Origin of the sequence: Phreatobacter sp. AB_2022a (assembly GCF_026847585.1) — a bacterium.
GTDB lineage: Bacteria > Pseudomonadota > Alphaproteobacteria > Rhizobiales > Phreatobacteraceae > Phreatobacter.
On record NZ_JAPSET010000034.1, the window covers coordinates 1 to 25,978 of the forward strand.

24 protein-coding genes are annotated in these 25,978 nt (G+C 68.5%); 14 read left to right on the forward strand and 10 right to left on the reverse strand.

What is annotated here, in order from left to right:
- The first annotated feature begins 145 nt into the window (after window positions 1-145).
- Window positions 146-454, forward strand: coding sequence for a hypothetical protein (locus OZ671_RS21955; protein WP_268862696.1), 309 nt, complete (start codon window positions 146-148; stop codon window positions 452-454).
- A gap of 80 nt (window positions 455-534) precedes the next feature.
- On the opposite strand, the gene OZ671_RS21960 is transcribed toward OZ671_RS21955, so the two are convergent.
- Entirely contained in the window at window positions 535-969 is a 435-nt protein-coding gene (locus OZ671_RS21960) for a hypothetical protein (protein ID WP_268862697.1), read from the reverse strand.
- Between the two features lie 37 nt (window positions 970-1,006).
- Between OZ671_RS21960 and OZ671_RS21965 the strand changes: the two genes are divergently transcribed.
- From OZ671_RS21965 to OZ671_RS21985, 5 genes are all read left to right on the forward strand, one after another.
- Complete coding sequence (locus OZ671_RS21965; protein ID WP_268862698.1) at window positions 1,007-2,608, forward strand: FAD-dependent oxidoreductase; 1,602 nt, start codon at window positions 1,007-1,009, stop codon at window positions 2,606-2,608.
- 16 nt (window positions 2,609-2,624) lie between these two features.
- Complete coding sequence (locus OZ671_RS21970; protein ID WP_268862699.1) at window positions 2,625-2,843, forward strand: DUF2783 domain-containing protein; 219 nt, start codon at window positions 2,625-2,627, stop codon at window positions 2,841-2,843.
- 178 nt (window positions 2,844-3,021) lie between these two features.
- On the forward strand, window positions 3,022-5,847 hold the full coding sequence (locus tag OZ671_RS21975) for a xanthine dehydrogenase family protein molybdopterin-binding subunit (RefSeq protein WP_268862700.1): 2,826 nt from the start codon (window positions 3,022-3,024) through the stop codon (window positions 5,845-5,847).
- On the forward strand, window positions 5,844-6,386 hold the full coding sequence (locus OZ671_RS21980) for a (2Fe-2S)-binding protein (RefSeq protein WP_268862701.1): 543 nt from the start codon (window positions 5,844-5,846) through the stop codon (window positions 6,384-6,386). Before OZ671_RS21975 ends, OZ671_RS21980 begins: the two co-directional genes overlap by 4 nt.
- A 13-nt stretch (window positions 6,387-6,399) precedes the next feature.
- Entirely contained in the window at window positions 6,400-7,695 is a 1,296-nt protein-coding gene (locus OZ671_RS21985; protein WP_268862702.1) for a cytochrome c, read from the forward strand.
- A gap of 86 nt (window positions 7,696-7,781) precedes the next feature.
- Here OZ671_RS21985 and OZ671_RS21990 read toward each other — a convergent pair whose 3' ends face one another.
- Window positions 7,782-8,225, reverse strand: coding sequence for a PACE efflux transporter (locus OZ671_RS21990; RefSeq protein ID WP_268862703.1), 444 nt, complete (start codon window positions 8,223-8,225; stop codon window positions 7,782-7,784).
- 93 nt (window positions 8,226-8,318) lie between these two features.
- Here OZ671_RS21990 and OZ671_RS21995 point away from each other — a divergent pair, with 93 nt between their 5' ends.
- A complete protein-coding gene (locus tag OZ671_RS21995; RefSeq protein ID WP_268862704.1) occupies window positions 8,319-9,233 on the forward strand; it encodes a LysR family transcriptional regulator in 915 nt (304 codons plus the stop codon).
- A 153-nt stretch (window positions 9,234-9,386) separates the two neighbouring features.
- Complete coding sequence (locus OZ671_RS22000) at window positions 9,387-9,782, forward strand: VOC family protein (protein WP_268862705.1); 396 nt, start codon at window positions 9,387-9,389, stop codon at window positions 9,780-9,782.
- Here the strand turns inward: OZ671_RS22000 and OZ671_RS22005 are convergent.
- The 3 genes from OZ671_RS22005 to OZ671_RS22015 all read right to left on the reverse strand — a co-directional run bounded on the left by OZ671_RS22005 (window position 9,767) and on the right by OZ671_RS22015 (window position 12,516).
- Window positions 9,767-10,849, reverse strand: a complete 1,083-nt coding sequence (locus OZ671_RS22005) for a M48 family metallopeptidase (protein WP_268862706.1) — start codon at window positions 10,847-10,849, stop codon at window positions 9,767-9,769. The two genes, OZ671_RS22000 and OZ671_RS22005, sit on opposite strands and share 16 nt — an antisense overlap.
- A gap of 19 nt (window positions 10,850-10,868) precedes the next feature.
- Window positions 10,869-11,429 (reverse strand): LemA family protein, encoded by a 561-nt coding sequence (locus OZ671_RS22010; RefSeq protein WP_038311536.1) that lies wholly within the window; start codon window positions 11,427-11,429, stop codon window positions 10,869-10,871.
- Between the two features lie 124 nt (window positions 11,430-11,553).
- Window positions 11,554-12,516 (reverse strand): LysR family transcriptional regulator, encoded by a 963-nt coding sequence (locus OZ671_RS22015; RefSeq protein WP_268862707.1) that lies wholly within the window; start codon window positions 12,514-12,516, stop codon window positions 11,554-11,556.
- A 125-nt stretch (window positions 12,517-12,641) separates the two neighbouring features.
- On the opposite strand from OZ671_RS22015, the gene OZ671_RS22020 reads away from it, so the two are divergent.
- Both OZ671_RS22020 and OZ671_RS22025 read left to right on the forward strand, forming a co-directional pair.
- Entirely contained in the window at window positions 12,642-14,390 is a 1,749-nt protein-coding gene (locus OZ671_RS22020; protein WP_268862708.1) for an acyl-CoA dehydrogenase family protein, read from the forward strand.
- Window positions 14,391-14,530: 140 nt separating this feature from the next.
- Complete coding sequence (locus OZ671_RS22025) at window positions 14,531-15,505, forward strand: Bug family tripartite tricarboxylate transporter substrate binding protein (RefSeq protein WP_268862709.1); 975 nt, start codon at window positions 14,531-14,533, stop codon at window positions 15,503-15,505.
- Between the two features lie 45 nt (window positions 15,506-15,550).
- Here OZ671_RS22025 and OZ671_RS22030 read toward each other — a convergent pair whose 3' ends face one another.
- Together OZ671_RS22030 and OZ671_RS22035 are read right to left on the reverse strand one after the other, a co-directional pair.
- Window positions 15,551-16,291: a hypothetical protein gene (locus OZ671_RS22030; protein ID WP_268862710.1), complete on the reverse strand. Its 741-nt coding sequence runs from the start codon at window positions 16,289-16,291 to the stop codon at window positions 15,551-15,553.
- Window positions 16,288-18,315 (reverse strand): ABCB family ABC transporter ATP-binding protein/permease, encoded by a 2,028-nt coding sequence (locus OZ671_RS22035; protein ID WP_268862711.1) that lies wholly within the window; start codon window positions 18,313-18,315, stop codon window positions 16,288-16,290. Before OZ671_RS22035 ends, OZ671_RS22030 begins: the two co-directional genes overlap by 4 nt.
- Window positions 18,316-18,556: 241 nt before the next feature.
- Here OZ671_RS22035 and OZ671_RS22040 point away from each other — a divergent pair, with 241 nt between their 5' ends.
- Together OZ671_RS22040 and OZ671_RS22045 are read left to right on the forward strand one after the other, a co-directional pair.
- A complete protein-coding gene (locus OZ671_RS22040) occupies window positions 18,557-19,168 on the forward strand; it encodes a TIGR00730 family Rossman fold protein (protein WP_268862712.1) in 612 nt (203 codons plus the stop codon).
- A gap of 39 nt (window positions 19,169-19,207) precedes the next feature.
- Complete coding sequence (locus tag OZ671_RS22045; RefSeq protein WP_268862713.1) at window positions 19,208-19,348, forward strand: hypothetical protein; 141 nt, start codon at window positions 19,208-19,210, stop codon at window positions 19,346-19,348.
- Window positions 19,349-19,428: 80 nt separating this feature from the next.
- Here OZ671_RS22045 and OZ671_RS22050 read toward each other — a convergent pair whose 3' ends face one another.
- The 3 genes from OZ671_RS22050 to OZ671_RS22060 all read right to left on the reverse strand — a co-directional run bounded on the left by OZ671_RS22050 (window position 19,429) and on the right by OZ671_RS22060 (window position 22,000).
- Complete coding sequence (locus OZ671_RS22050) at window positions 19,429-19,938, reverse strand: hypothetical protein (protein ID WP_268862714.1); 510 nt, start codon at window positions 19,936-19,938, stop codon at window positions 19,429-19,431.
- 83 nt (window positions 19,939-20,021) lie between these two features.
- Window positions 20,022-21,332 carry a sensor histidine kinase gene (locus tag OZ671_RS22055; RefSeq protein WP_268862760.1) on the reverse strand — a complete coding sequence of 437 codons (1,311 nt, stop codon included), beginning with the start codon at window positions 21,330-21,332 and terminating at the stop codon, window positions 20,022-20,024.
- Entirely contained in the window at window positions 21,332-22,000 is a 669-nt protein-coding gene (locus OZ671_RS22060; RefSeq protein ID WP_268862715.1) for a response regulator transcription factor, read from the reverse strand. Before OZ671_RS22060 ends, OZ671_RS22055 begins: the two co-directional genes overlap by 1 nt.
- 267 nt (window positions 22,001-22,267) lie before the next feature.
- Between OZ671_RS22060 and OZ671_RS22065 the strand changes: the two genes are divergently transcribed.
- A complete protein-coding gene (locus OZ671_RS22065; RefSeq protein WP_268862716.1) occupies window positions 22,268-22,954 on the forward strand; it encodes a hypothetical protein in 687 nt (228 codons plus the stop codon).
- 437 nt (window positions 22,955-23,391) lie between these two features.
- Window positions 23,392-25,896 (forward strand): hypothetical protein, encoded by a 2,505-nt coding sequence (locus OZ671_RS22070; RefSeq protein WP_268862717.1) that lies wholly within the window; start codon window positions 23,392-23,394, stop codon window positions 25,894-25,896.
- Window positions 25,897-25,978: the final 82 nt, after the last annotated feature.

Below are 25,978 nucleotides of genomic sequence, written 5' to 3' on the forward strand. Positions count from 1 at the left end.
CCGCAGGCGGTCGAGCCGCAGGGCGAGGTCGATACGGCGACAGGCGCGGAGCGCCGTCCGGTGCGGATCATCGGGCCCATCCTCGCGCCGCGCGCGGAGGCGCCGCGCGCGCCGAGCGGCGGCTGACCGGCGCCGCGGCAGGGCCATGCTGACCTCCATCCTTGCCTGGACCGCGCTCGCCGCCTCGATCCTGTGGCTCGCCTCGTTCTGGCCGCGTTATGTCGCCAATGAGCTCGGCCTGCCGGCGAAGGCGGTGCTGCTGCGCCCGTGGACGCCGGGTCTTGCGCCCTATCGCACCCACTGGCCCTTCCTTTCCTATGGCTTCTATCGGTTTCTCATCCGGCGCGGTCATGTGCTTGAAATGATTCTCGCCGTGATCGTCTTCGTCATGGTGTCGCGGGCGCTCAGCGTGTTCCTGAAGACGGCCAGCGCGGTCGCCCGCGTGCAGGCATGACGGAGTGGTTCGGGCGGAAGCCGCAGGTCGGCTCGCGCTGCGGTTGTCGCTGAACAGGATCATGGGCGCCCGCGCGCGCCTCAGCTTGCGTTGCAGCGCTTGCTGAACAGGATGATGCAACGCCCGTCGCGCTCGAAGGCCTTGAGCATGCAGCCCGCGCGGCCCAGCCGGCACCATTCGCCGCCGCCCGGCGCCGAGGCATGGGCTCCGGCCATGATCGGCTGCTCGCGCCACGCAGCGGCGTCTTTCCAAGGCGGAGGCGCCGGTGTCGCCGAAGCGATCCGGACGAGGCGCCTCGACAAGGCCCGCGCGAAGCCTGCGGCCGAGCCCGGAGCGGCCATTGCCGATATCGCCGTCCACCGCGGCTTCCTCGATCCGGCGAATGTCAACCGCATGTCAAGCGCCGCTTCGGCGCCCACCGCCGGTGCGGTGAGGCGGGGCTGGCCGCGCCCGGCCGCATCGGCGAGTGTGGACGGCCCGGCCGCGATGGTGCATGAAGGCGGCCGTCGTTGCATCTGTAACTATCTGCGGACGCTGATGAGACCGACCTCCGTGAGCGAGCCGGCGGAGCCGGCCTTCCAGTTCGCCTATCGGCGCTGCGCCGATCAGGACGCCTGCCCGCGCACGCGCCATCAGGTCGTCGTCGTCGGGGCCGGCCCCGTCGGCCTGACCCTGGCGCTCGACCTTGCCGCGCAGGGCGTCCGGGTGGTGTTGCTCGATGATTCCGACCGCATCGGGGAAGGCAGCCGGGCCATCTGCTTCGCCAAGCGCACGCTGGAGATCTTCGACCGGCTCGGCGTCGGCGAGGGCCTCGTCGACAAGGGCGTCACTTGGCAGCGCGGGCGGGTCTTCCTGGGCGAGGGGGAGCTCTACGGCTTCGACCTGCTGCCCGAGGGCGGCCACAAGATGCCGGCCTTCATCAACATCCAGCAATATTACGTCGAGGCCGCGCTCGCGGCGCGGGCACGGGCTCTGCCCGACAGGATCGATCTGCGCTGGCGCAACCGTGTCGCCGGTGTCGCGCAGGCTGCCGACGGCGTGACGCTGACCATCGAGACGCCTGATGGCCCCTATCGGATCGATGCCGACTGGGTGGTCGCCTGCGACGGCTCCCGTTCGCCGATGCGCGGCTTCATGGGGCTCGATTTTGCCGGCGAGGTGTTCGACGACCGCTTCCTGATCGCCGACGTCAAGATGACCGCGGCCTTTCCGACCGAGCGCTGGTTCTGGTTCCAGCCGCCGTTCCATTCTGGCCAGTCGGCGTTGTTGCACAAGCAGCCCGACGACGTCTGGCGCATCGATCTGCAGCTCGGCCGCGACGCGGATGTCGAGACCGAGAGGCGGCCGGACCATGTCGCCGAGCGCATCAGGCGCATGCTCGGCCACGACGACTTCACGCTGGAATGGGTCTCCATCTACACCTTCCAGTGCCGGCGGCTGGAACGCTTCGTCCATGGCCGGGTGATCTTTGCCGGCGACAGTGCCCATCAGGTTTCGCCCTTCGGCGCGCGCGGCGCCAATTCCGGCGTGCAGGATGCCGAAAACCTCGCCTGGAAGCTCAAGGCGGTGCTGGCCGGCGAGGCGGGGCCCGGGCTGATCGCCAGCTACGATGCCGAGCGCGGCGCGGCAGCGGACGAGAACATTCTCAATTCGACCCGCGCCACCGATTTCATCGCGCCGCCGGGGCCCGGCGAGAAGCGCTTGCGCGATGCCGTGCTGGAGCTTGCCCGCGGCACCGCCTTCGCCAAGCGCCTGGTCAATTCGGGCCGCCTGTCCACCGCCACCACCTATGACACCCCGCTGTCGACGCCCGATGACACGGTCTGGGGCGGCGCGGCGCGCCTCGGCGCGCCCGTGCCCGACGCGCCGGTGACCCTGGCCGATGGCCGGGCAGGCTTCCTGTCGGAATGCGCCGCCGGCGGTTTCGTGCTGCTTGCCGCCGGCGATCGGCCGCCGCCGCCGGCGCCCGATATCCGGGTGCTCGCGTGCGGCACCGATTTCAACGACGTCGAGGGACTGTTCGCCAGCCGTTTCGACGCGACGCCGGGAGCGGTCTATCTTCTGCGTCCGGACGGACACCTGACCGCACGCTGGCGCCACTTCGATGCCGGGGCCGTGCGCGCGGCGCGGCGCCGGGCGCTCGGATTTTCCTGACAGGCGGAGGCGCACCATGGCCCACCTCGACACCTCGCCGCGCTTCCCCGATCCCGATGCCGCATTTCGGCTGATCGTCGAGGCGCACCGCGGCCTGACCGAGGCGGCGAGCGCGGATCTGAATGCCCGCCTCGTGCTGCTGCTCGCCAACCACATCGGCGATCCCCAGGTGCTCGCCGAGGCTCTTGCCGCTGCCGCGGCAGCGAGCGAGGGCCGGCGGTCGGACCGCTCCTGAGCACCGTCCCGCACAATCGACTCTCATTGCGCGCAAAGCGGGAAGCGGCTGCGCGCCGCATCTTGCACGCACCGGAATCTTACGCATACGAGCCTCGTGGCCTTGCGCTATTGTGCGGCCACGCGCTGCGAATCTGGAACCTTTCCAACATGCGGCGCGATGATGATGGAGCTGGTCGATGGTCGCAGCCATCTCGCGCAGACGTTTTCTCAACACCACGCTGGTTGCAGGTGTCGCGGTCAAGGTCTCGCTGCTCGCACCGTCGGCCGAAGCCTCGCTGGTCCAGACGCCGCCGAGGCCCGGCCCGGACTGGCTGAAACCGGACGGCCGGCCGCGCTACCGGCTCGACGCGGTTGCCAAGGTGACGGGAGCCAAGACCTTCACACGGGACTACCGCGCGCGCGACCTGGAAGGCTGGCCGAAAGAGCAGTCGCATGCCTTTCTGATCCATGCCACCAAGGCCGACCGCAGCTTCGAGGGCATCGATCTCGCCGTGCTCGGCGAGGACCTGAAGCCCGACCGCGTGGTGCTCCATGAAAACCTGATTGCCGACGGCATCGTCGTGCCCAGCCAGGATTTTTTCGGCGACGTCTTCCTCGTTCCGAAAGGGCAGACGCCGCGGCTGCTCGGCCAGCCGGTCGCGCTGCTGATCTATCGTGATTTCGCCCGCTACGATGCCGCCAAGCGCCGCATCCGTTTCGACGAGAGCGTGGTGCGCTACGGCGCCAGGACCCCCTACAACCCGCCGCCGCATTACGGCGCCTCGCGCTATGTCCGCATCGAGGGCGACAGCCCGCAGGCCGAGGACCGTTTCTCGCCGCTGAAGGACGCGGTCATCTTCGCCAAGTTCAACGGCGACGAGCCGGCCTGGCCGGCCGCGGGCGAGGGCGACGCCATGGCCCGTGGCATGGCCGCGGCGAGCCAGATCGCCGAAGGCGCGGCCAGCGCCGGCCCGGACAAGCTGGTGTTCAAGCGCAACTACTTCTCCCAGTCGATCGATGCCTCGGCCATGGAGGCCGACAACGGCAATGTCTGGTACGATCAGGCGAGCGGCACGCTGCACCTGATGATGGCCACGCAGTCGCCCCAGGAGGTCGCCGAGGTTTCGGCCGAGATCGTCAGGCATTCGCGCTTTCCGCTGAAGGAGGTCGATCTCAAGGCCGGCTATACGGTTGGCTACGGCACCAAGGACCACTGCATCTTCCCCTTCTTCTGCGTCGTTGCCGGGCTCTATGGCGACGGCCGGCCGGTGCGGCTGGCCAACGACCGCTTCGAGCAGTTCCAGATGGGGCTGAAGCGCCACGCCTTCTGGATGGACAAGACGCTGGTCGTCGACCGCAAGACCGGCCGTTTCGAGACGCTGATCGGCCGCTATCGCAGCGATGGCGGCGGCCGGCCGAACTTCTCGTTCTCGGTGACCTTCGTCGGCGCCACCGCGGCGCAGTCGATCTATTATCTGCCGAAAAGCGACGTCTCGGCCATCGCGCTCGCCTCGCGCGGCGTCGAGGCCGGGTCGACGCGCGGCTACGGCACGCTGCAGTCGATGTCGGCGACCGAGATGATGATTGACGAGGTGGCGGCCGAACTCGGCATCGATCCGATCGAGCTGCGCCTGCGCAACGTCTTCAAGTCGGGCATGAAGAACACCCAAGGGGCGATCCCCGGCGGCGCGCTGCGCAACGAGGAGATCCTCGAACGCGCGCGCGCCCATCCGCTCTGGGCGGGCCGCCACGACAAGAAGAAGGCCTATGAGGCGGCCAATCCGGGCAAGCGCTACGGCGTCGGCTACGCCCATGTCCAGAAGGACTACGGCACCGGTGCGGAGGCGGCACTCGCTTCGCTCGAGATCGATCCGAAGGGGCGGCTGTCGTTCCGCCACGTCGCGCATGAAATGGGGCCGGGCGTCACCACCTCCCAGGCGATCATGGTCGGCGAGATCCTCGGCCGGGTTCCCGACGAGACCGAATACGGTGTCACGCGCTGGCCGCAGATGCCGCTGGAAACGGCCGACCAGCCCTATACGACCTCGCAGGAGGAAGAGGACCGGCTGAGCCGCAATCCGCGCTGGACGCCGCGCTTCACCTCGCCGATGAGCGCCACCAACAGCGCCTATTATCTCGGCCACGCCACCCGCGAGGCGGCGCGGCTGCTGCTCGACCAGATGGTCTGGCCGGCGGCCAAGTCGTTGTGGAGCCGCGGCATCGGTGGCGGCGCTATCGCGCCCTACAATGTCCGCCGCGAGGACCTGCGGCTCGCCCGCGGGCTGGTGCAGGCCGGCGGCCTGCCGCCGCTGAGCCTGGAGCAGGTGGCCGCCGAGGCTCATCGCCTCGGCCTCGTCACAGGCGTCACCGTGCACACTTTCAACCGCTGGCAATGGACCGAGGCCGAGTTCGATCTTCCCGGCGAGAGCCGCATGCGCCTGCCGCTCGACGCGCTGGCCCTGCGCTACGGCGAGGGCGCGCCGGCCGAACGCAGGGCGCTGATGACGACCGGGGGCTGGCATTTCGTCGAGCGCGCGGCGGTCCATTATCCGCCGACCCAGCGCAACAATGCCGGCGTCACCTATTATGCGCCGATGGCGACGCTGGCCGAGGTGGCGGTCGATACCGGCACCGGCAAGATCACGCTCCTGTCGCACCATTCCTATCTCGAATGCGGCCGGCAGGTGGTGCCGGAACTGGTGTCGGGCCAGATCCAGGGCGGCCTTGCCATGGGCATCGGCCACGCCCTGACCGAATATCTGCCGCTCTACGAGGACGGGCCGGGCGACGGCACCTGGAACTGGAACCGCTACGAGCTGCCGCGGGCGGCCGATGTCGCGGTCTGGACCCAGACGGCCGAGGTGCTGCCGCCGCTCTCCGACACCGATCCGCCGAAAGGCATGGCGGAAGTGGTGATGATCGCCGTCGTGCCGGCCATCGCCAACGCCGTCGCGCATGCCATCGGCAAGCGCTTCTACGAACTGCCGATCACCGCAGCCAAGATCAGGGGCGCACTGTCATGACCCTTGCCGAGAAGCCCCTGTCGCTCACCGTCAACGGCGAGAAGGTCGGGCCGGTCAGCGTGCCCGAGGATCTGATGATGCAGGATTTCCTGCATGAATATCTGAACCTGACCGGTGCGCGCATGGGCTGCGGGCAGGGCATCTGCCATGCCTGCACCGTCATCGTCGAGCGCGACGACGGCGTGCTGGAGGAGATGCGCACCTGCATCACCGGCGCCCACTGGTTCGAGGGCCGCAAGGTGCGCACCGTCGAGGGGCTCGCGCGGCGCGGCGCGGCCGGTGCGCTCGAGCTGACGCCGGTGCAGCAGGCCTTCATCGAGCATTTCTCGTTCCAGTGCGGCTATTGCACGCCCGGCTTCGTCATCGGCGCGACGGTGCTCATCGACCGGCTGAGGCGCAATCCGGTGCGGCGCGCCGATCTCGAGCGCACCATCACCGAGGCGCTCGACGGCCATATCTGCCGATGCACCGGATATGTCCGCTATTACGAAGCGGTGCACGACGTGGTGTTGAAGACACCTGGACTGGTCCGGGGCTGACGGGGCGAGCATCATGACCATGCGCGGGATCCTCAAGGCCCTGGCCGTCCTCGTCGTGCTGGGCGGCGCCGCAGCGGGCAGTGTCTTTTTCGGTCTGTTCGAGCGCAGCGTCGTGACGCGCGCCGTCGACCAGCCGCTGAGCGCCGACGAGATGAAGCGCCTCGCCGCGCGTGGCGCCTATATTGCCACGGCGGCCGACTGCTACGCCTGCCACACCGCCAAGGACGGCGCGCCCTGGGCCGGCGGCCTGCCGTTCGAGACGCCTTTCGGCACCATCTACGCCACCAACATCTCGCCGCACCGGGAGATGGGCATCGGCAACTGGACCCGTGCGGAATTCCACCGCGCCGTCCGCGACGGCGTCGGCCGGGGCGGCGTGCATCTCTATCCGGCCATGCCCTATGCCTCCTATCGCCTGATGACCGAGGCGGACGTCGATGCCGTCTACGCCTATCTGATGACACGCGAGCCGATGGCGGTGCCGAACGGGCCGAACGGCCTCGGCTTTCCTTTCAACATCAGGCAGTCGCTGACCTTCTGGAACCTCGTCAACCTGTCGGCCAAGACCGATATTGCGGTTGCCGGCCGGTCGGCGCTGTGGAACCGCGGCCGCTACGTGGTTGATGCGCTCGGCCATTGCGGCGAATGCCATACGCCGCGCAACCTCATGCAGGGCATGGAGCCTTCGGCCTATCTGCGCGGCGCGGTGATCGAAGGCGTCGAGGCGCCCGACATCACCAAGCCCGGCCTCATTGCCATGGGCTTCGACCCGGTCTCGCTCGCCCGCTTCATGAAGACCGGGCTGTCGGCCCAGGGTTCGATGACCAACCAGATGTTCGAGGTCGTGCATTTCTCCACCCAATATATGAGCGACGACGACCTGAAGGCGATGTCGGCCTATCTGTTCGACCTCGACACGGTGCCCGACACGGCAACGCCGCCACCGCCGCCGGCGCCCGCCGAGGTGCCGCAGGCGGTCGCGAGCGCCGGGCGCGCCACCTATCTCAACCTCTGTGCCGGCTGCCATGGTTCGGCGGGCGAGGGCATTCCCCACGTTGCCGTGCCGATGGCGACCAATGCCTCGCTGCGGCTCGTCAATGCCCGCAACTTCCTGCACACGACGCTCAACGGCATCCCCGCCCAGAGCTTCCCCGGGCTCGAGCGCATGCAGCCCATGCCCGGCTTCGCCGACAAGCTCGACGACCGGGCGGTGGCCGATCTCGCCAACTGGATGCGCGCGCGCTGGGGCGGCAGGGCACCCGACGTCACGCCTGAGGCGGTCGCGGCGATGCGCCACCGCGGGCATTAGCGGGCGATCGGATCGGACCGATCCGGCTTGCTGCAGGAGCGGCTGCGGCCCCGGGGACCGCCTGCCGGCTCCCACACCCATCCTGGTCAGGCCGCTGCGCCGGCCAGCTCGCCGCGCGTCTCCGGCAGCGGGAAGATGCGGTCATAGGCCAGGTTGAACACGAAGGCGTAGACCACATAGAAGCCGGCAATGGCGATATCCATGATGAAGGCGTCGATCAGGCTGATGCCGAGATACCAGGCGATCGCCGGCAGGAGCACGATCAGCAGGCCTGCCTCGAACAGGATGGCGTGGGCGACGCGCACGGGCAAGCTTTTGGCCACGCTGCCGGTGCGCCACTGCATCAGATGGTCGAAACCGAGATTGTAGAGATAGTTCCAGACGGTCGCGACGATCGAGCTGCCGATGCCGATGACGCCCATCTGCTCCAGGCGGATGCCGAACAGCCAGCTGCCGGCCGGCAGCACGATGGCAAGGCTGACGAGCTCGAACAGGATGGTGTGGCGGATGCGATCGGACGATGTGCGCATGATGAAACAGGCTCTGCATGACAATGGAATCTGCGCGCGTTCTATCGTTATTTGTGCTAGCATCAAGTTAGATACCATCTGATTGAGAGATAGATGGCGATATCCCTCGAGCAGCTCGAAGCCTTTGTCGCGGCAGCTGAAACCGGTTCCTTCTCGGCCGCGGCGCGTCGCCTCGGCCGGGTCCAGTCGGCCGTCAGCACCCATGTCGCCAATCTGGAGGTCGACCTCGGCGTGAAGCTGTTCAGCCGCACCGGCCGCTACCCGGTGCCGACCGCGGCCGGAACGCGGCTGCTGGCCGAGGCCCGGGTCGTGCTGGAGCGGCGCGAGCATTTCATCGGGGTTGCCGCCAGCCTCGAGGAGGGCGTCGAGGACAGGCTCGTGCTGGCCGTCGACGAGCTCTATCCGGAAAGCCGGATCGGCGAGCTGATGGCCTCCTTCGCGGCTGCCTTTCCGTCCGTCGAGCTGGAGATCCTGTTCCCGCTGATGGAGGATGTCAGCCGCATGGTGCTCGACGGCTCCGCCGATCTCGGCATCATGTGGCGGCAGGAGGTGCTGCCGCCCGCGCTCGGCTTCCACACCATCGGCTGGGTGCCGCTGCAGCTCGTCTGTGCGCCGGGCCATCCGCTCGCGCGCCAGCCGGTGGCGTGGGAGGAGCTGAAGCGCCACCGCCAGATCATGCTGGCAACCCGTTCCGACAGCCAGGAGAAGATGCGCCTGCGCGTCGCCGCGGAGGTCTGGTGGGTGGAAAGCCCCTGGGTCATCCTGGAACTGGTCAAGCATGGCATCGGCTGGGCCTTCGTGTCGGACCACGTCATCGCCGCCTCCTCGACCCGTCCCGACATCGTCATGCCGGCGCTTGCCTTCGACAACAGCGACTGGCCGGTGGCGCTGGAGCTCGTCTGGCACAAGCAGCGCAAGGCCGGGCCGGCGGCCTCGTGGCTGCGTGACCGCTTCTCGCGCCAGCCGATCGGCTTCGCCTTCCGCGGCGCCGGCGCCGGCAGGCCGTAGAGGCGCGGCGGAATCAGCTTAAGCTGGGGCCATCGTTCTGTTCGAGCCCTGCTGCAACGGCCGGGTGGCGGCGGGCGGACGGCGGCCGGAAGTCCGGGCGGTTCGTGCGCCTTCGCCCGTCACGGCGCGCCGGCGGAGGGCGGGAGACCATCCATGTTCAGCCATGTCACGGCCGGCACCAACGATATCGAGCGGGCGCGGGCCTTCTATGACGCCGTGCTCGGTACGCTCGGCTATGTCAGGCGCTGGAACTTTCCCGCCTCGTCCGGCTATGCGGCGAAGGACGGCACGCGGCCGCAATACTGGATCCTGAAACCCTTCGACGAAAATCCGGCGCGGGCCGGCAACGGCGCCATGCCGGGTTTCCTGGCGCCCGACCGCGCGGCGGTGGATGCCTTCTACCGGGCGGCGCTCGCCCATGGCGGCCGCGACGAGGGGCCGCCGGGCCTGCGCCCGCATTACCATCCCCACTATTATGGCGCCTATGTCCGCGATCCCGACGGCAACAAGCTCTGCGCCTGCTGCCATCAGGCCTATCCCGGCGACTGACCGCCCGCCGGCGGCCGCGCGCCCCAGGGGCCGCGCTGCTCGACCACGCTCGGCAGGTCCTGCCGGTCGCGGATCGCGGGCGGGTGAGGCGGCATGGCCTGCGGCAGCCGTCCGCCGGCCATGTCGACCAGCGCCTGGACGCGCTTGGTGGTGGAGGGATGGGTCGAGAACAGGTCGCTGAAATCGTCGGGATCGTTCTCGAAGCACATGTCCATGACGCCCGACGGGACGCCGTGGATGTCGGCCCGTCCGGAAATCTTCAGGAGGGCCGAGATCATCGCGTCGGGATTCTTGGTCAGTTCGACGGCGCCGGCATCGGCGAGATATTCGCGCGAGCGTGACAGCGACAGCCGCACCACGATCGCCAGGAACCAGGAGACGACGATCAGGGCGATGCCGATCAGCACCGCTACCATGTTGCCGCGCCGGTCGTCGTTGTTCGACGAGGACGTGCGCACGCCGCCGCTCGCGAACATGCGGAACACGACCTCGCCGATCAGCGACAGGACGCCGGCGATCACCACGGCGATGATCATCAGGCGGACGTCGCCGTTGCGGATATGGGTCAGCTCGTGCGCCAGCACGGCCTCGATCTCGTCGTCGTTGAGATTGGCGAGGAGCCCGGTCGTCACGGTGATCGTGAACTGCCTGTCGTTGACGCCGCTGGCAAAGGCGTTGAGCGCGTCGCTTTCGACGACGGCGAGCTTCGGCACGGTCATGCCGCGGGAGATGCAAAGGTTCTCCAGCATCTTGTAGAGCTTGGGATGATCCGTGCGGGCGATGCCTTGAGCGCCGGTCATGACGCCGATCAGCGCCACGTTGAAGCGGTAGCCGAGGAACACCCAAAGAAGCGTCCCAGCCGTGACGAAGGGCATGGCGCCGAGAAAGGTCCTGAACGTCTCCCACTTCAGGTTGGCGCCATAGGGCAGGCCGTTGAGCCCGTGGAACACCAGGATCAGCCCGAAGGTCATGACATAGGCGAGCAGGAACAGCCCGGCCAGCAGAAAGGCCGAGCGCACCTTGTTGTTGCGGATGTGGCTGTAGAGGCCGAAGGCCTGGCCCGGCATGGCCCTGGTTCCGCGCTGCTCAGAACTTCACGGTGGGCGGGGCCGCGTCCATGCTGGTCCGCGCCTCGGCTCCGACATCGAAGAACTCGCGGGGCGTGAAGCCCATCTGGCTGGCGAACAGCACGGCCGGAAAGGCCTGGATCGCCGCATTGAACTCGCTCACCGCATTGTTGAAGAAGCGGCGGGCGGCGGCAAGCTTGTTCTCGACATCGGTCAGGTCGGTCTGCAATTGCTGGAAATTGGCGCTGGCCTTGAGGTCCGGATAGGCCTCGGCGAGCGCCAGCAGCCGGCCGACCGCGCCGCTCAGCTGCTGTTCGGCGGCGGCCTGGGCCGCCGGGCCCTGAGCGGCCTGGGCGGCGTTGCGCGCCTGCACCACGGCTTCCAGCGTTTCGCGCTCGTGGCCGGCATAGCCCTTCACGGTTTCCACGAGGTTCGGGATCAGGTCGTGACGCTGCTTGAGCTGGACGTCGATGTCGGCAAAGGCCTGATTGACCCGCTGCCGCATGCCGACGAGCCCGTTATAGGTGAAGATGGCATAGACGACGAGAAGAGCGATGACGCCGAGGATAGCCCAGGCCATGAATGATCCCTCTTGAGTGGTCCCGTTTCGCGGGCGAGCCGGCACCGTGGCATGGCCTCGGCCACAAGGGAAGCCATCGCACAGACGCGCCTGTCGGCCCGCCACCCGCGGCCGCCGGCCAGTTTCACCGCGCCGGGCGCGTCCGCCGCGGCCCGGACGAGGCGGGTCTTGCGGGTTCGTCATGGCGCGCGGGACGCGTGCGGGCCACCACGTCGCGGACGCAGTCGATCAGACGGTCGCGGCCGGCATTGGCCTCGGCCGGCGACCAGATGGCGCGCGCCTCGTGCAGGGCGGTCGGGTGGTCGAGCGGCAGGAACACGGTGCCGGCAATGCCGGCATGGGACAGCGCGCGCGGCACCAGCGCCACGCCCAGCTCGTGCGCGACCAGCGCCACCACGGTCAGCCAGTGCCCGACCTCATGGACGATGCGCGGCTCGAAGCCGGCGCCGCGCAGCAGCGAGACGATATGGTCGTGATAGTGCGGCGCGAGCGGCCGGGCGAAGATGATCAAGGGCTCGAGGGCGAGGGAGGCCAGCGGAACGCGCCGCGAACGGGCCAGGGGATGCGAGGCCGGCAGGCAGCAGACGAAGGGCTCGTCCATGATCAGCAGCGATTCCATGCCCGCCGGCAGGGGCAGGCCATGGATGAAACCGATATCGATCTTGCTCTCGAACACGGCGGCGATCTGCGCCGCCGAGTTCATCTCGCGGATCTCCACGGTGAAGCCGGCATGGCGCTCGGCGAAGTCGTGCAGCATCTCGGGCAGGCCGCGATAGATCATCGACGGCACCAGGCCGACGCGCACCACGCCGCCCGGGCTCGTCGCGATCCTGCGGGTCAGCGCCTCGGCCTCGGCGAGCTGGCCGAGCAGCATGACCGCCCGTGCCGCAAAGGCTTCGCCGGCCCGGGTAAGGGCGACGCGCCGGCTGCTGCGCTCCAGCAGCTTGACGCCGAGATCCTCCTCGAGCTGCCGCACGCCGGTCGAGAGCGGCGGCTGCGAGATGTTCAGCCGCCGCGCCGCGCGGCCGAAATGCAGCTCCTCGGCCAGCACGGTGAAGTAGCGCAGCTGCCGGAAGGTCGGCGCCATGGCGGGTCTCCGCAGGTTCGCGGCCGGCTGGTCGATAGCCTTCTCGCTATTGCCGGATGCTAATTCAATATTGGAACCGGCGCACCCGCCGCGATAACGCTCGCCCCTGACCCGGGAGGAGCCAGATGATCGCCGAGACAGCTCTCGTCCACCGCAACATTCCCGACAGCACCGGCACCAATGCCTATCTCGGCGACCCCGACTTCGGCCGCCTGCTGCGCATCTACGCCGAGCCCGCGCTGGTCGCTGCGGTGGAGCCTCATTTCGTCCGCCTCGGCGCGCTGGTCCGTGCCGAGCTGGAGCAACTTGCGCTTGCCGCCGACGCCAATCCGCCGAAGCTGAGGAGCCGGACGCGCACCGGCGCCGACATCCAGATGGTCGACAAGCATCCGAGCTATGTGCAGCTCGAGCACTATGCCTTCGGCACGTTCGGGCTCGCCGCCATGTCGCACCGCGCCGGCGTCTTCGGCTGGCCCGAGCCGCTGCCGCCGGTCGTCAAATACGGCCTGACCATGCTCTTCGTGCAGGCTGAATTCGGCCTCTGCTGTCCCTTGAGCATGACCGATTCGCTGACGCGCACGCTCACCCGGTTCGGCGCTCCCGCGCTGGTGGCGCAGTTCCGCGAGCGGCTGGTCTCGCAGGACTTCGAGGACCTGTTCCAGGGCGCGATGTTCATGACCGAGCAGGATGCCGGCTCGGATGTCGGCGCCATCACCACTCGCGCAGCGCGGGCGCCCGACGGCACGTGGCGGCTCACCGGCGACAAGTGGTTCTGCTCCAATGCCGGCGCGGACCTTGCCATGGTGCTGGCCCGGCCCGAGGGCGCGGAGGCCGGCACGCGCGGCCTGTCGCTGTTCCTGCTGCCGCGCGTTCTCGCCGACGGCAGCCGCAACAGCTACCGGATCGTCCGGCTGAAGGACAAGCTGGGCACCCGCTCCATGGCGAGCGGCGAGATCGTGCTGGAAGGAGCGCAGGCCTATCTGGTCGGCGAGGAGGGCGCCGGCTTCAAGCAGATGACCGATATGATCAACATGTCGCGCCTGTCCAATGCCGTGCGCGCCGCCGGCCTGATGCTGCGTTCCGCCCACGAGGCGCTGTTCATCGCCCGGCACCGGCAGGCCTTCGGCCGCCATCTCGTCGACCTGCCGCTGATGCGCCGCCAGCTCGTCAAGCTGATCGTGCCCGCCGAGCAGGGCCGCTCCATGGCGCTGCACACGGCCGAGTGCCTGAAGCGCGCCGATGCGGGCGACGGCGAGGCGGCGAAGCTCATGCGCATCCTGACCCCGCTGCTCAAGTTCCGTACCTGCCGCGATGCCCGCAAGGTGGCCGGCGACGGCATGGAGGTGCGCGGCGGCAGCGGCTATATCGAGGAATGGTCGGACGCACGGGTGCTGCGCGATGCCCATCTCGGCTCGATCTGGGAGGGCACCAGCAATATCGTGGCGCTCGACGTGACCCGTTCCATCCGCCGGGAAGGCACGCTGGGCCCGCTGAAGGCGCATCTCGCCGGGCTTCTGGAGAGGCCGGGCATCCCCGCGGACTCGAAGGCCGCGCTCGGCCGGGCCTTGGAGCGCGCCGCAAGCCTCGCCGAGACGGTCGCCAACGACCGGGCCCGCGAGATCGAGACGCGGCGCATGGCGAGCGGCCTCTATCACGTCGCCTCCGCCATCGTGATGGCGCACGAGGCCGCGCGCATCGGCACCGACATGCGCCGCCTGGCGCTCGCCCATCTGGTGCTGGCCCACCGCCTGATGCCGCAGGATCCGCTCGGCCCTGCGCCGGATGGCGAGGCCGCCGCCATCGCGGCGCTCGTCGCCCAGCACGCCATCGACGAAGGCCTGGCGCTCAGCCTGCTGCCGGGCCGCAGGGCGTGAACGCGGGCGGCGGCGCGACGCTGGCTTCCACAGGGACGAGGCCGGCGGCCCCGGGCTGGATGGCCTGAACACCTCGGCCCGACCGGCCGTCGCGATCAAGAGCCGGGACGAACCCGGACATGACCGGAGGAGGACTTTCCATGAAACTGCTCTCGGCGCTGCTCGCGCCGGTCCTGTGCCTCGCCGCCCTTGCCGGCGCGCCGCCGGCCGTCGCCGATGATGGCCGGGTGATCCGGCTCGTCGTGCCCTTCGCCGCCGGCGGACCGACCGACGCGCAGGCCCGGCATCTTGCCAACGGCCTGCAGCAGCGGCTCGGCCGCAGCGTGGTGGTGGAGAACAAGCCGGGGGCGGGCGGCAATCTCGGCGCCGTCGAGGTGGCGCGTGCCGCGCCTGACGGCACCACCATCCTGTTCGGCACGTCGGGCCCGCTCGCCATCAATGTCAGCCTCTACCGCAACCTCGGCTATCACCCCATCGACAGTTTCGAGCCGGTGGTGATGGTCGGCGCGCTGCCCAACGTGCTCGCGGTCCATCCCAAGGTGCCGGCGCGCAGCCTCTCCGAGCTCGTCGCCTATGCCCGCGAGCGGCCGGGCCGGCTGTTCTTCGCCTCCTCGGGCAACGGCGCGTCCTCGCATCTGGCGGGCGTGCTGTTCAACGGCCGGCTCGGCACCGAGATCAAGCACGTGCCCTATCGGGGCACGGGACCCGCGCTCAACGACCTGATCGCCGGGCACGTGCACATGACCTTCACCGACGTGCTGACCGCCGCTCCGCACATCCAGGCCGGCACGATCAACGCCATCGGCGTGACCACGCTGGCGCGCTCCGATGCGCTGCCACAGGTGCCGACGCTGCACGAGCAGGGGCTTTCGCAGTTCGACGTCAGCGTCTTCTTCGGCATCGTCGCGCCCAGGAACACGCCGCGTGCGGTGATCGATCAGCTCAACAGGGCCTTCGTCGACTCCATGGCCGATCCCGCCCTGGCTGGGGTCCTGCGCGAGCAGGGCATCATCCGCGAACCGGACACCAGGCCGGAGCGGCTCACCGCGGTGATGCGTGCGGAGATCGACAAGTGGCGCGAGGTGGTGGCCGCCTCAGGCGCCCAGCTCGATTGAGCGCGACCGGCTTCGAGTTGACGGGATACCCCGGCCGTGCGGCGCCTAATGGCGGCTGCGGCCAGTGAGCCAGGGACCGATGGCGCTCCACGGCCGCTTCAGCGGCGTGCCGTGGGCCGGCCGCTCGTCGCGCGGCAGGGTCAGCGGGTGGATTTCGAGGATCGGCAGGGTGGGACCTGAATAGTTCTCGCTGACAAGAAGGCCCGATTTGGCGCCGCGCACCAGCACCGCGTCGGAGGGCGCGGCCGAAAAGACGGCTTCCCCGGGCACGCGCTCGCGGCCGATCAGCTTGGTTTCCTCGAAGGCGACGGCGCCGCCATTGTCGGCATGCAGGATATAGAGCAGCGGCAGCTGTTCCGCCTCCTGGTAGCCGATCGCCTCGACGAAGCGCCAGCTCTCCTCGATCACCTCCTCGGAAGCGATGTCGGCGGCGAGCGCCCGCCGCGCCGCGTTCATGCGGGCGCGTTTCGCGAAGACGCGGACCAGGCCCGTGCCGCCCCAGGCGGCGATCCACAGCAGCGCCGCGATCAGCCAGGTCCGGTCGGTTCCGAAGCTGAGGCCGGTGAGGAACTGCAGTCCCCAGGCCGCCAGCAGCACCAGCGGACCGATGAAGATCAGCGAGACGAGGCCGAGGCCGACGCCCGAGCCGACCTCGGCGAGGTCGGCCTGCGGCTGCAGGCGCAACTGGTCGAGCGCGCGCTCCAGGGCGGCGCGTTCGATCGTATCGGCGGGCCGCCGATAGGACAGTGACAGGGGCCTTTCGCGTGCCTCGACCATGGGTTTCATTCCGCAGCTTCCTGCGGCGTCTTGCCAGATGTTTCGTTCAGCAGTTCACGGATGGATTCTTGCGATTGTGAGGCGGACGGTTGCAGGCTCGGTTCCTGGGCGCGGGCGGGCGTGCCGCGGTCGAGCCCCGCCATCTTTTCCTGGGCCTCCGCCGCCTCGCGCTGGCGGTTCCACAATCCCGCATAGAGGCCGCCGCGCGCAAGCAGTTCCGCATGGGTGCCGCGTTCAGCCACCCGTCCTCCGTCGAGCACGATGATCTGGTCTGCGCCGACGATGGTGGAGAGCCGATGCGCGATGACGATGGCGGTGCGGCCCTCGGCCACCTTGTCGAGGGCGCCCTGGATCTCGCGTTCGGTATGGCTGTCGAGGGCGGAGGTCGCCTCGTCGAGAACGAGAATCGGCGGCGATTTCAGGATGGTCCTGGCGATCGCCACGCGCTGCTTCTCGCCGCCGGACAGTTTCAGGCCGCGCTCGCCGACCTCGGTCTCGTAGCCGTCGGGGCTGCGCAGGATGAAATCGTGGATCTGGGCGAGCTTTGCCGCAGTCTCCACCTCCGCATCGCTCGCGTCCCAGCGGCCGTAGCGGATGTTGTAGCGGATCGTGTCGTTGAACAGGACGGTATCCTGCGGCACCATGCCGATGGCCTGGCGCAGCGAGCCCTGGGTGACCTCGCGGATGTCCTGGCCGTCGATGGTGATGCGTCCGCCGGATATCTCGTAGAAGCGGAACAGCAGCCGGGAAATGGTCGATTTGCCGGCCCCCGAGGGGCCGACGATGGCGACCGTCTGGCCGGCCTCGACGTCGAAGCTGACCCCGTTGAGGATCGGCCGCGCCGGATCGTAGGCGAAGGAGACGTTGTCGAACCGGATGGCGCCGCCCTTGACCGCCAGCGCCGGAGCTCCGGGCCGGTCCTGGATTTCCGGGCTGCGCTCCAGGATGTGGAACATGGCCTCGATGTCGGTCACCGCCTGCTTGATCTCGCGATAGACCATGCCCATGAAGTTCAGCGGCTGGTAGAGCTGGATCATCATGGCGTTGACCATGACGAAATCGCCGACCGTGTTGCGGCCGGCGGCAATGTCGATCGCGCACATGACCATGGCCGCGGTCATGCCCAGGGTGAAGATGACGGCCTGGCCGGCATTGAGCACGGCGAGCGAGGTATAGGCCTTGGTCGAGGCGGCCTCGTATTTCGCTATGGAGACGTCGTAGCGGGCCTTTTCGCGCGCTTCCGCGCCGAAATATTTCACCGTCTCGTAGTTGAGCAGCGAGTCGATCGCCTTGACGTTGGCATTGTTGTCGCTGTCGTTCATGTCGCGGCGGATGCTGATGCGCCACTCGGTCGCCGCATAGGTGAACCAGAGGTACAGCGCCACCGTGACGAGAATGACCAGCACGTAACGCCAGTCGAACATCCACAGGAGCACGCCGATGATCATCGCGAGCTCGATGACCGTCGGCGCGAGCTGCAGCATCAGCATGCGCACGATGGTCTCGATGCCGTTGCGGCCGCGCTCCAGCACCCGCGTCAGGCCGCCGGTCTTGCGCTCCAGATGAAAGCGCAGCGACAGCTTGTGCATGTGCTCGAAGGTGATCAGCGCAAGCCGGCGTACGGCGTGCATCGAGACCTTGGCGAACAGCCCGTCGCGCATCTGGGTGATCAGCGCCATGACGATGCGGGCCAGGCCATAGGCGAGGGTGAGGACCACGGCCGGCGCCATCAGCCACAGCCACCAGGAGGCATCCTGGACCCGCGGCGCGGTCAGGGCATCGGTCGCCCATTTGAACGTGAAGGGCACGACCATGGTCACGACCTTCGCGACCACCAGCATCGCCATGGCCCAGACGACGCGCAGCTTCAGATCGGCCCGGTCCTGCGGCCAGATGAACGGCCACAGATGCACGATGGTGCGCGACAGCGCGCCGCCATCGGCGGAAACACGGGGGCGGTCGGGCGCGCGCGCCGGGCTGGGAGCGGATGTCGACAAGCGGGTCTCTGGTCCTTGGGCGCTCGTATCCCTCATCCGAAACACAGACGGAGCCCGGTTTTCGGGGCGAAGCGCTTCGGGATCGCGACACTTACGGCGTCTTTTCTGGAACCGATATAAGCATGAGTGCGGGCCTTTGCAGCGGCCGGGGCGCATGTCAGCCGCGCCATCGCCTTCGCCGGCCTTCGCTGCGGCGCAACAAAGGCCGATTTGGCAGGCTGACCGAAGCCGAGAGGCCGGCTATGGTGCAGGCGAGATTCACGCCCGGGGACCCGCCATGGCCACCATCCGTTCCATTTGCGTCTATTGCGGCTCGGGCAACGGCCATGCCGCGGTCCATCTGCAGGCCGCCAAGGAACTGGGAGCCGCCATGGCCACGGCCGGCATCCGCCTCGTCTATGGCGGCGGCGGCACGGGCCTGATGGGCGCGCTGGCCGGTGCGGTGCTGCAGAACGGCGGCCAGGTGACGGGCATCATTCCCGAATTCCTGAAGCGCAAGGAAATGGCGATGGACGGCGTTCAGGAGCTGATCACGGTTCCCGACATGCACGTCCGCAAGATGATGATGTTCCACAAGGCCGACAGTTTCGTCGCCCTCCCGGGCGGCATCGGCACGCTCGAGGAACTCGTCGAGCAGCTCACCTGGGCGCAGCTCGGCCGGCACCGCAAGCCGGTGGTGATCGCCAATATCGACGGCTTCTGGGATCCCCTCAAGGTGCTGCTCACCCATATGCGCGAAGAGGGCTTCATCCGCCCGGAGCTGGCGGTGAAATATACCCTTGTCCAGCACGCCCGTGACATCGTCCCGACCCTGCAGGCGGCGGTCGCCGACCTGCCCGATGAGGCGCTCGCCGAAGAGCACGAGCCGGTGCTGATCGGCAAGATGTAGGCCGCGGCGAGCCCTGCCATGAGGATGGTCCCGTGGGGAGTGCTGATCGTCGTCATCCTCGCGGGCCTGTTGATCGCGGCGGGCGGGCCGGGCCGGTTCCTGTGTCGTCATGATCGTGACGGCTGGCTGAACCAATGGCTGGAGGCGCGCGGCTCCGCCGCGTGCTACCGCGTGGAATAGCCGGCGATCGCCGTCATCTCGAAACGCCATGCCGGTTCGTGATCGCCGGCGCGCCATGGTGGCGCGCCGGACGGGAGGCGTCAGGACCGCAGCCAGGTCTGCTTGTAGATGTAGCCGTTGCGGTCGACATGCAGCACCACCTCGTCGCCCTCGCGCGTCGCTGCCCGCGCGACGACATGGCGGGGCTTTTCCTCGACGATGCGCCGGAACGTGAAGCCCGCCGCCGAGACGACGCGTTCCACCGCGGCCGGTTCCAGGTCGCGCCATTCGGCCACCCGATCCGCATCGTGATCGGCATCCTCGATTTCCCAGAGCCGGCCTGCAAGGTCGAAGGACACCGAAAGCCGGCGGCCGTCGGCGGCACGCGCTTCCGTCTCCAGATGGTCCTCGTCGCGGGTGAGCGGCGCGATCGGCGTCAGGCCGAGTGCCCGCAGCGTCTGCAGCGGCTCGGTCGCCCGCGTGCCGGCGGCGGGCTGCTGCACCTGCGCGGACGGCGGCCCGAGGATCTGGGCGGGCGCGGCCGAGGCGGCCAGCAGGCCGGCGGCGAGCGTGGCGGCCATGGCCGCAAGGGACGGTTTCGACGGGATCATTGCCATATTCTCCGGTTGAGTGACGCAGGCAGGATCACCGAAGGCTCCCGAACCCTTGCTGTTGACGCCGGTTCAGGTGCGGTTCAGGCCGCAGGCAGGCTCACCTCGACCCGCAGACCGGTCTCCGGCGGTGCGCGGTTCGACAGGACGAGGCCGCCGCCGATATCCGCGGCGATGTCGCGCGCAATGGCGAGCCCGAGGCCCGTTCCGAGCGACAGTTCGTCCAGCCGCCGTCCGCGCTGCGGCAAGGCCCGCAGCACGGTCTCGGGAATGCCGGAGCCGTCATCGCAGATCGTGACATGGATCAGGCCGGCGTCCGCCTCGACGCGGATCGCCACGGATCTGCGCGCATGTCTGAAGGCGTTGTCGACGAGGCCGCCGAAGATCTCGTCGAGGTCGTCGCGGGTCGCGTCTACCGTCAGCCCGCCCGGGGCGTCCAGCGTCACGGTGATCGACCGCTGGCCGTGGACGCGGCTGGCGACCAGCACTGCGTCGTCGAGCGCCGGCCGCAGGGCCGTCGCCCGTTGCCCGAAGGCGAGCCGGCCGCCGGCGCCTGCGCGCGCCAGCCGCCGGTCGACCTGTCTCCGGATCAGGTCCGCGGCGGCGGCCACCTCCCGGTCGGGCGTCGTTCCGCCGGCCGCGGAGCGCAAGGCGATGACCGACAACGGGGTCCTGATCGCATGCGCGAGGTTCTGTGCGTCTTCGCGTCCGCGCTCGGCGGCCTTCACCAGCGCGGCATGCAGGCGGTTCACGGCGTTGCCGACCGAATCCAGGTTGGCGATGCCCGTCGCGGGCACCCGCTCGCGCCGTCCCTTGCCGAGATCCTCGATGGCGCTCACCAGCGAACGCAAGGGCTTCAGCGCGTGGTGGATGAGCAGGCTCGTGCCGAGCACCAGAATGGTCCCGAGCGCGCCGGCGATCAGGAAGACCAGCCAGCGCGTCGCCGCGACTTCCGCGCCGATGCTATCCAGCGGGGCGGCGACGAAGAGCCTCGCATCGGCGGTGCCGGCAAGGCCGCGCTGCCGTATCGCGACCCGTTCGCCGAACGGACCGGTCGCCGGGCCGTCCCCTCCGCTCGCGAGGGCCATGGCGTTCCGGCCGGCGGTCGACCGCGACTGTCCGATGACCGCGTCACCGCGCCGGACGATCCAGTACCAGCCGGAGCGAGCGCGGTCGAAGGCGATCTCGTCCACGGGCCTGACGATTTCGAGCGTGCCGTCCACGTTGACGACGAGCGCGGTGGCGAGATCGCCGGCAATCCGTTCGAGCCGCGCCTCCAGTTCGCGCCGGGCGTAACCCTCGGCGAGCGTGCCGAGGACCCAGGCGAAGACGACGAGCGCGGCGAGCGTGCCGAGGGCGACGAGGCCTGCGACCCGCACCTCGATCGAGCGCATCACGGCGGCGGCGTCGCGTTCATGCGGTAGCCCGCGCCGCGGATCGTCTGGATCAGATCGTCGCCGAGCTTTTTCCGCAGCCGCGAGATGATGACCTCCAGCGAATTGAAGTCGCGGTCGTGGTCGTGGTCATAGACGTGCTCGGTCAGTTCGGCGCGCGAGACGGTCTGCCGCGGCCGATGGGCGAGATAAAGCAGGATCCGCGTCTCCAGCGCCGTCAGCCGGACCGACAGGCCTTCCCGCTCGACGCTGCCGGTCAGCGTGTCGATCGAGACGTCGCCGATGGCGATATGCGGCGAGGCATGGCCGCCCGCGCGCCGGATCAGGGCGTCGAGGCGCAGGAGCAGTTCCTCGATCCGGAACGGCTTGGTCAGATAGTCGTCGGCGCCGGCGCGGAAGGCGGCGGCCTTGTCGGCCAGCCGGTCGCGCGCGGTGAGCACCAGCACCGGCACCTTGGCCCCCGAGGCCCGCAGCCGGGACAGGATCGTCACGCCGTCGAGCACCGGCAGGCCGAGATCCAGGATCACCGCCGCATAGGGGCCTTCGCTGGCCTGATGCAGCGCATCCTCGCCGTTGCGGCTGACGTCGACGGCATAGCGGTCCGCGCGCAGGCGCCTTGCCACCTCGTCCGCAAGCGTTGCATCGTCCTCGACGAGCAGCAGCCTCATCTCCAATCCGCTCCGTCGCCCCGATGGATCCGGTTAGGCCGGGCGAGCTTAACCCAGCTTGAACCGCGCACGTCAGCAAAGGTTGGGGCAGGCCGTGGCGGTATCGGCAGCGCCAGGATCGTCAGCGAGGACAGGATGCCTCCGTTCACCCGCAGCTTCCATCCACCAGTCCTTCGCCTGTCATCAGCCGTGGCGGCTCTCGTCTCGTTTTTGGCGGTCGGGCTGGCCGGTCCGGCGCCGGCTCGGGCGCAAACGCGCCTTGCGCAGGTGACGATCGAGCAGGCGCTGAGCAACGAGGTACAGGTGAGGGGCCGGGTGGCCGAGATTTTCGGCGACCGGCTGCTGGTCGAGGACGCAACCGGCCGGATTCTCGTCGAACTGGCGGAGACGACCGAGAAGCCGGCCGCCGTCGCGGTTGGCCAGATCCTTCTGATCGAGGGCAGGCTGCGCGGCCGGACCATCGAGGCACGGCGCGTTGCGCTCGTCACCGAGGACGCTGCGTCCGGGCCTCCCGCCGCAGAAGGCCCGGCCGACGCCGCGCGGGTCGACAGGCTGCTCGGCGCATTGTCCCGCCCGGCGGATACCGCGACGATCCGCTCGACGCTGGAGGCGATCGGCCTCAGTCCCGCGGGGGCGCCGGTCCGCCGCAACAAGCATACCGAGATCCCTGCGCGCGATGCCCGAGGGCAGGCCTGGAGCGCTTCGCTCGATCGGTTCGGCCGGCTGGAGGAGATCGAGCTCGAGGATTACGACGACGACGATGTCCCGCCGCAGCCGCGCTTCGATCCGGCCGAGCTGGCGCGCATCGTCGAACGCGAAGGCTACCGGACCCGGGCCGCCGCCGAGCGGCGTCCCGAACATTTCGAGGTCATCGCCCTCAATCGGCAGGGCGACCTCGTCGAGGTTCACGTCGACTTCGCCGGCGTGATCTACAAGATCGTCTGGATCCGCTGATCGCGGAACCGCCGCGGTCCGCACCGCCGTTCATCGGCTGCCGGCGCCTTCGGCCGTGCCCGGATCTTCGGACCAGCAAGGCGGGCGCGGTGCGTGGCCGGGCCTGGTGTCGCTCATGTCGCGCGCGGGGATCGGGGCGTTCCGTCTTCCCGATTTCGGTCGATGCCGGCCACTGGCATTTGCCAGTATCGTCCGCGCGAGCGTGGACGTTATCTGGGCATTCAGCTGCCCCGTCCGGTCTCGTTTGCGCTTTTCCCGAGAAAATACTGAAATTATGAAGTGTTTTTGTTCGCGTCGACCCTGGTGAACGGGGCGGAAAGGATGGTTCATCCGGAAGCGGTGCGATTTCTACTCCAAGCCTCCGTTAAGGAAGGACTCGCGATGAGAAAGCTCCCGGCCGACCCCATCGGCGTGAAATCACTCGACGATCTGCGAAAATGCGAGGCCGAGATCGTCAGGCGCATCGCCGCTATGCCGAATGGCGGCAATCTCTTCTTGCTCGACCCGATGCGGCTTTTGAAGGATGTCGGCGTCGTTCTGGCGCCTGCGGTGGAAGTTGCGGTGCGCAAGTTGCATCCCGAACTCCCCGACGGCGTGGCCGAGGATGTTTACAAGGCGCTCGCCGCTGCGCCGCGCCAGAGCGTGCGGATCAACATCGAAGGGCTGTTCCGACTGCCGGCCAAGGGGGCGAAGTCATGACCGAGCTCGCCGGCTACGACCTGGTCACCGAAATCCGCGCCGGTCTGGTGGCGGATATGCTCGAAGCCAATATCGACATTCCCGGTCGCGGCCGGGTCGTCACCCCGTTCATGCACACGATGGTCCATGCGGACAATGGCCAGACCTTCAGCCTACAGATCATCGTCACGGCATTGGATGTCGATCTGCGGACGAACCAGCCGATCGCCGTCGAGATCCGGTTCGCCGATTCCGACGTCTCGACAGAGGGGATCCGCGTCTCGCCGCTCGACGGTACGGTGCGGGCGACTTTCGATCACCGCATCGAGGTGGGCGGAGGCACCGCCGTCCTTGTTCTGCGCGCGCGCCCCGAAAGCGCGGACGTCGCCTTCAGCGATGTGGCGAAAGGCGCGATCCGCAACGCGCTTGCCGGCACCGGCATGGACGCCGTCCGCTTCGAGGATACCGCCGATGAGGCCCTTCGCGGACTCGCAACGCTCGTCGGCGAGTTCAGGCTCGACCTCGGCATACCCGTAACGCCCGGCGTCGACGGCAGCATCATGCCGCGCACGGCCTATGCGGGGCTGGAGGTGTTTCCCTTCGGCGGAGCCGATCGTGCGGAACAGGCCATGGTGCTGGCTGGATTTCTGTTTGCCGGCAATGTCGGCAAGGGGCGCCCGCGGACGAAGTCCAGGCTCGCCCTGCCCATCGACCAGACGATAGCGGTGACGCTGTCGCCGCAGGCGTTCTGCCGTTTCTGCTTCTGCCCGAGCCTGATGGAAGGGCTGATGCCATCGTCCGTTACGATCGGCGGGATACGCATCCAGCGTGATCAGGCCTATCTCGACGGGCGTTGGGACCGGTTGCCCTCCATCTGCGCCGGGGCGAAAGAATTCGAGGTGCAGGACGGACTGCGGCTGACTCGGGTGGCCGACGCGCTGGGCGAGGGGCAGGTGATCCTCGACCTGGACTTCTACACGACCGGCTTCTGCTACAAGGCCTCCGGCTCGGTCCGCGCCTATCTCACCTTCGACATACGCGACAACCAGCTGGTGCCGTCAGCCAGGAACGACGAACCGGACGTCGATGTCAGCATTCCCTGGTACTGCTGGGTCGCCGCCTGGGTGGTGGGCAAGATCTATGCTGTCGCCGCGCTCGGCATTGCCAATGCGGTGGCGACGCTCGCGGCCGACGGCATCGCCAATGGTCTCGTGAAGTCCGCGCTGGCTGAGAATCTCTCCGCGATGAATGCCGGGTCTGCGGCGACGGGCCAGCTTGCCGTCACCTTCGAGCGCAGCGAGATCAAGCCGGACAGGTTCACGTTGAGCGGCAATGCCACCGTCAACATGACCGGGCACCGCGGGCATCGTTCGATCCGGCTCGAGGGCGGCGAAGGCACCCGGCAGCTGGTGAGCATGGAGACCGGCGAATGGACGACCAGGATCCCCTGCGACACCAAAATGGGGACCTTCCCGTACACCATTTCGCGCCTGGTCATCCCCTTCGAATACCGGGTCGTCACGTCCATGCTGCCGGCGCTGCGCTGCCAGTTCGTGCTGGGCATCTATACCGCGTCGGGCTACCGCGAGGTCGTGCTCGACCCCAAGGCGACCGCGGTGACGGTCGACAATGCGCTCGTCGAATTTCCGCAGCCGCTCGAGACCGGTGGCACCAAGATGGCGAAGGCGGTGCGGATCGAATATGCAATCGAGGGGCAGACGTTAAGCTTCCGGAACCGGCCGGAAGACGGCAACTATACGATCGAACTGCACGTTCGCGATTTCCGTGACTATCTCGGACGGCCGGTCGATGTGCGCCTGAGCGAGCTGCTGGCCTTTGCCTATGTCGACGGCCATTCGCTGTCGGTGGGAGGACTGTACGATTCCCTGGTGAAGATGTGCATCCTCAAGAAGCTGGAGAAGGCGAAGGTCGACCGCGATTTTCGCGAGGGCATGATCACCCGGCAGGACATCGTCAATCCCGTCATCACCGGCGATCCGGGGCCGGACATCCGCGACCTGTTCGAGCAGATTGCGTTTTCCGGCATGAAGCAGAGCGAGATGATGCCGCTTCTGGCCCAGTTGGGCGCGCTTGGCGGCGGCGCGGCAGCGCGCGCGCCGAATGTCCGCCAGCTGCAGGGACCATCGGTTCAAGGCCGGGTGGCGGCGATCCGACAGCAGGCCGCGGAGGATATTGCCGAGGCGATCAGGTCCTTGGGGGCCGGCGGCGGCCGGCACCGGACATTGCGGCGGAACGATTTCTGACCGCCCTTGGCGCCACCGGCGCGCAACGGGTCGCAGGCCCGCTTCGAAAGGCCGCCGGCCCCGGCACCCCCCGCCGGCCGGA

Excerpts from the sequence above, each read along its gene's own strand:
- OZ671_RS21955 (WP_268862696.1), top strand. The coding sequence starts at position 146 with ATGCTGACCTCCATCCTTGCCTGGACCGCGCTCGCCGCCTCGATCCTG.
- OZ671_RS21960 (WP_268862697.1), bottom strand. The coding sequence starts at position 969 with ATGCAACGACGGCCGCCTTCATGCACCATCGCGGCCGGGCCGTCCACA.
- OZ671_RS21970 (WP_268862699.1), top strand. The coding sequence starts at position 2,625 with ATGGCCCACCTCGACACCTCGCCGCGCTTCCCCGATCCCGATGCCGCA.
- OZ671_RS21975 (WP_268862700.1), top strand. The coding sequence starts at position 3,022 with ATGGTCGCAGCCATCTCGCGCAGACGTTTTCTCAACACCACGCTGGTT.
- OZ671_RS21980 (WP_268862701.1), top strand. The coding sequence starts at position 5,844 with ATGACCCTTGCCGAGAAGCCCCTGTCGCTCACCGTCAACGGCGAGAAG.
- OZ671_RS21985 (WP_268862702.1), top strand. The coding sequence starts at position 6,400 with ATGACCATGCGCGGGATCCTCAAGGCCCTGGCCGTCCTCGTCGTGCTG.
- OZ671_RS21990 (WP_268862703.1), bottom strand. The coding sequence starts at position 8,225 with ATGCGCACATCGTCCGATCGCATCCGCCACACCATCCTGTTCGAGCTC.
- OZ671_RS21995 (WP_268862704.1), top strand. The coding sequence starts at position 8,319 with ATGGCGATATCCCTCGAGCAGCTCGAAGCCTTTGTCGCGGCAGCTGAA.
- OZ671_RS22000 (WP_268862705.1), top strand. The coding sequence starts at position 9,387 with ATGTTCAGCCATGTCACGGCCGGCACCAACGATATCGAGCGGGCGCGG.
- OZ671_RS22005 (WP_268862706.1), bottom strand. The coding sequence starts at position 10,849 with ATGCCGGGCCAGGCCTTCGGCCTCTACAGCCACATCCGCAACAACAAG.
- OZ671_RS22010 (WP_038311536.1), bottom strand. The coding sequence starts at position 11,429 with ATGGCCTGGGCTATCCTCGGCGTCATCGCTCTTCTCGTCGTCTATGCC.
- OZ671_RS22015 (WP_268862707.1), bottom strand. The coding sequence starts at position 12,516 with ATGGCGCCGACCTTCCGGCAGCTGCGCTACTTCACCGTGCTGGCCGAG.
- OZ671_RS22020 (WP_268862708.1), top strand. The coding sequence starts at position 12,642 with ATGATCGCCGAGACAGCTCTCGTCCACCGCAACATTCCCGACAGCACC.
- OZ671_RS22025 (WP_268862709.1), top strand. The coding sequence starts at position 14,531 with ATGAAACTGCTCTCGGCGCTGCTCGCGCCGGTCCTGTGCCTCGCCGCC.
- OZ671_RS22030 (WP_268862710.1), bottom strand. The coding sequence starts at position 16,291 with ATGAAACCCATGGTCGAGGCACGCGAAAGGCCCCTGTCACTGTCCTAT.
- OZ671_RS22035 (WP_268862711.1), bottom strand. The coding sequence starts at position 18,315 with ATGAGGGATACGAGCGCCCAAGGACCAGAGACCCGCTTGTCGACATCC.
- OZ671_RS22040 (WP_268862712.1), top strand. The coding sequence starts at position 18,557 with ATGGCCACCATCCGTTCCATTTGCGTCTATTGCGGCTCGGGCAACGGC.
- OZ671_RS22050 (WP_268862714.1), bottom strand. The coding sequence starts at position 19,938 with ATGATCCCGTCGAAACCGTCCCTTGCGGCCATGGCCGCCACGCTCGCC.
- OZ671_RS22055 (WP_268862760.1), bottom strand. The coding sequence starts at position 21,332 with ATGCGCTCGATCGAGGTGCGGGTCGCAGGCCTCGTCGCCCTCGGCACG.
- OZ671_RS22060 (WP_268862715.1), bottom strand. The coding sequence starts at position 22,000 with ATGAGGCTGCTGCTCGTCGAGGACGATGCAACGCTTGCGGACGAGGTG.
- OZ671_RS22070 (WP_268862717.1), top strand. The coding sequence starts at position 23,392 with ATGCGAGGCCGAGATCGTCAGGCGCATCGCCGCTATGCCGAATGGCGG.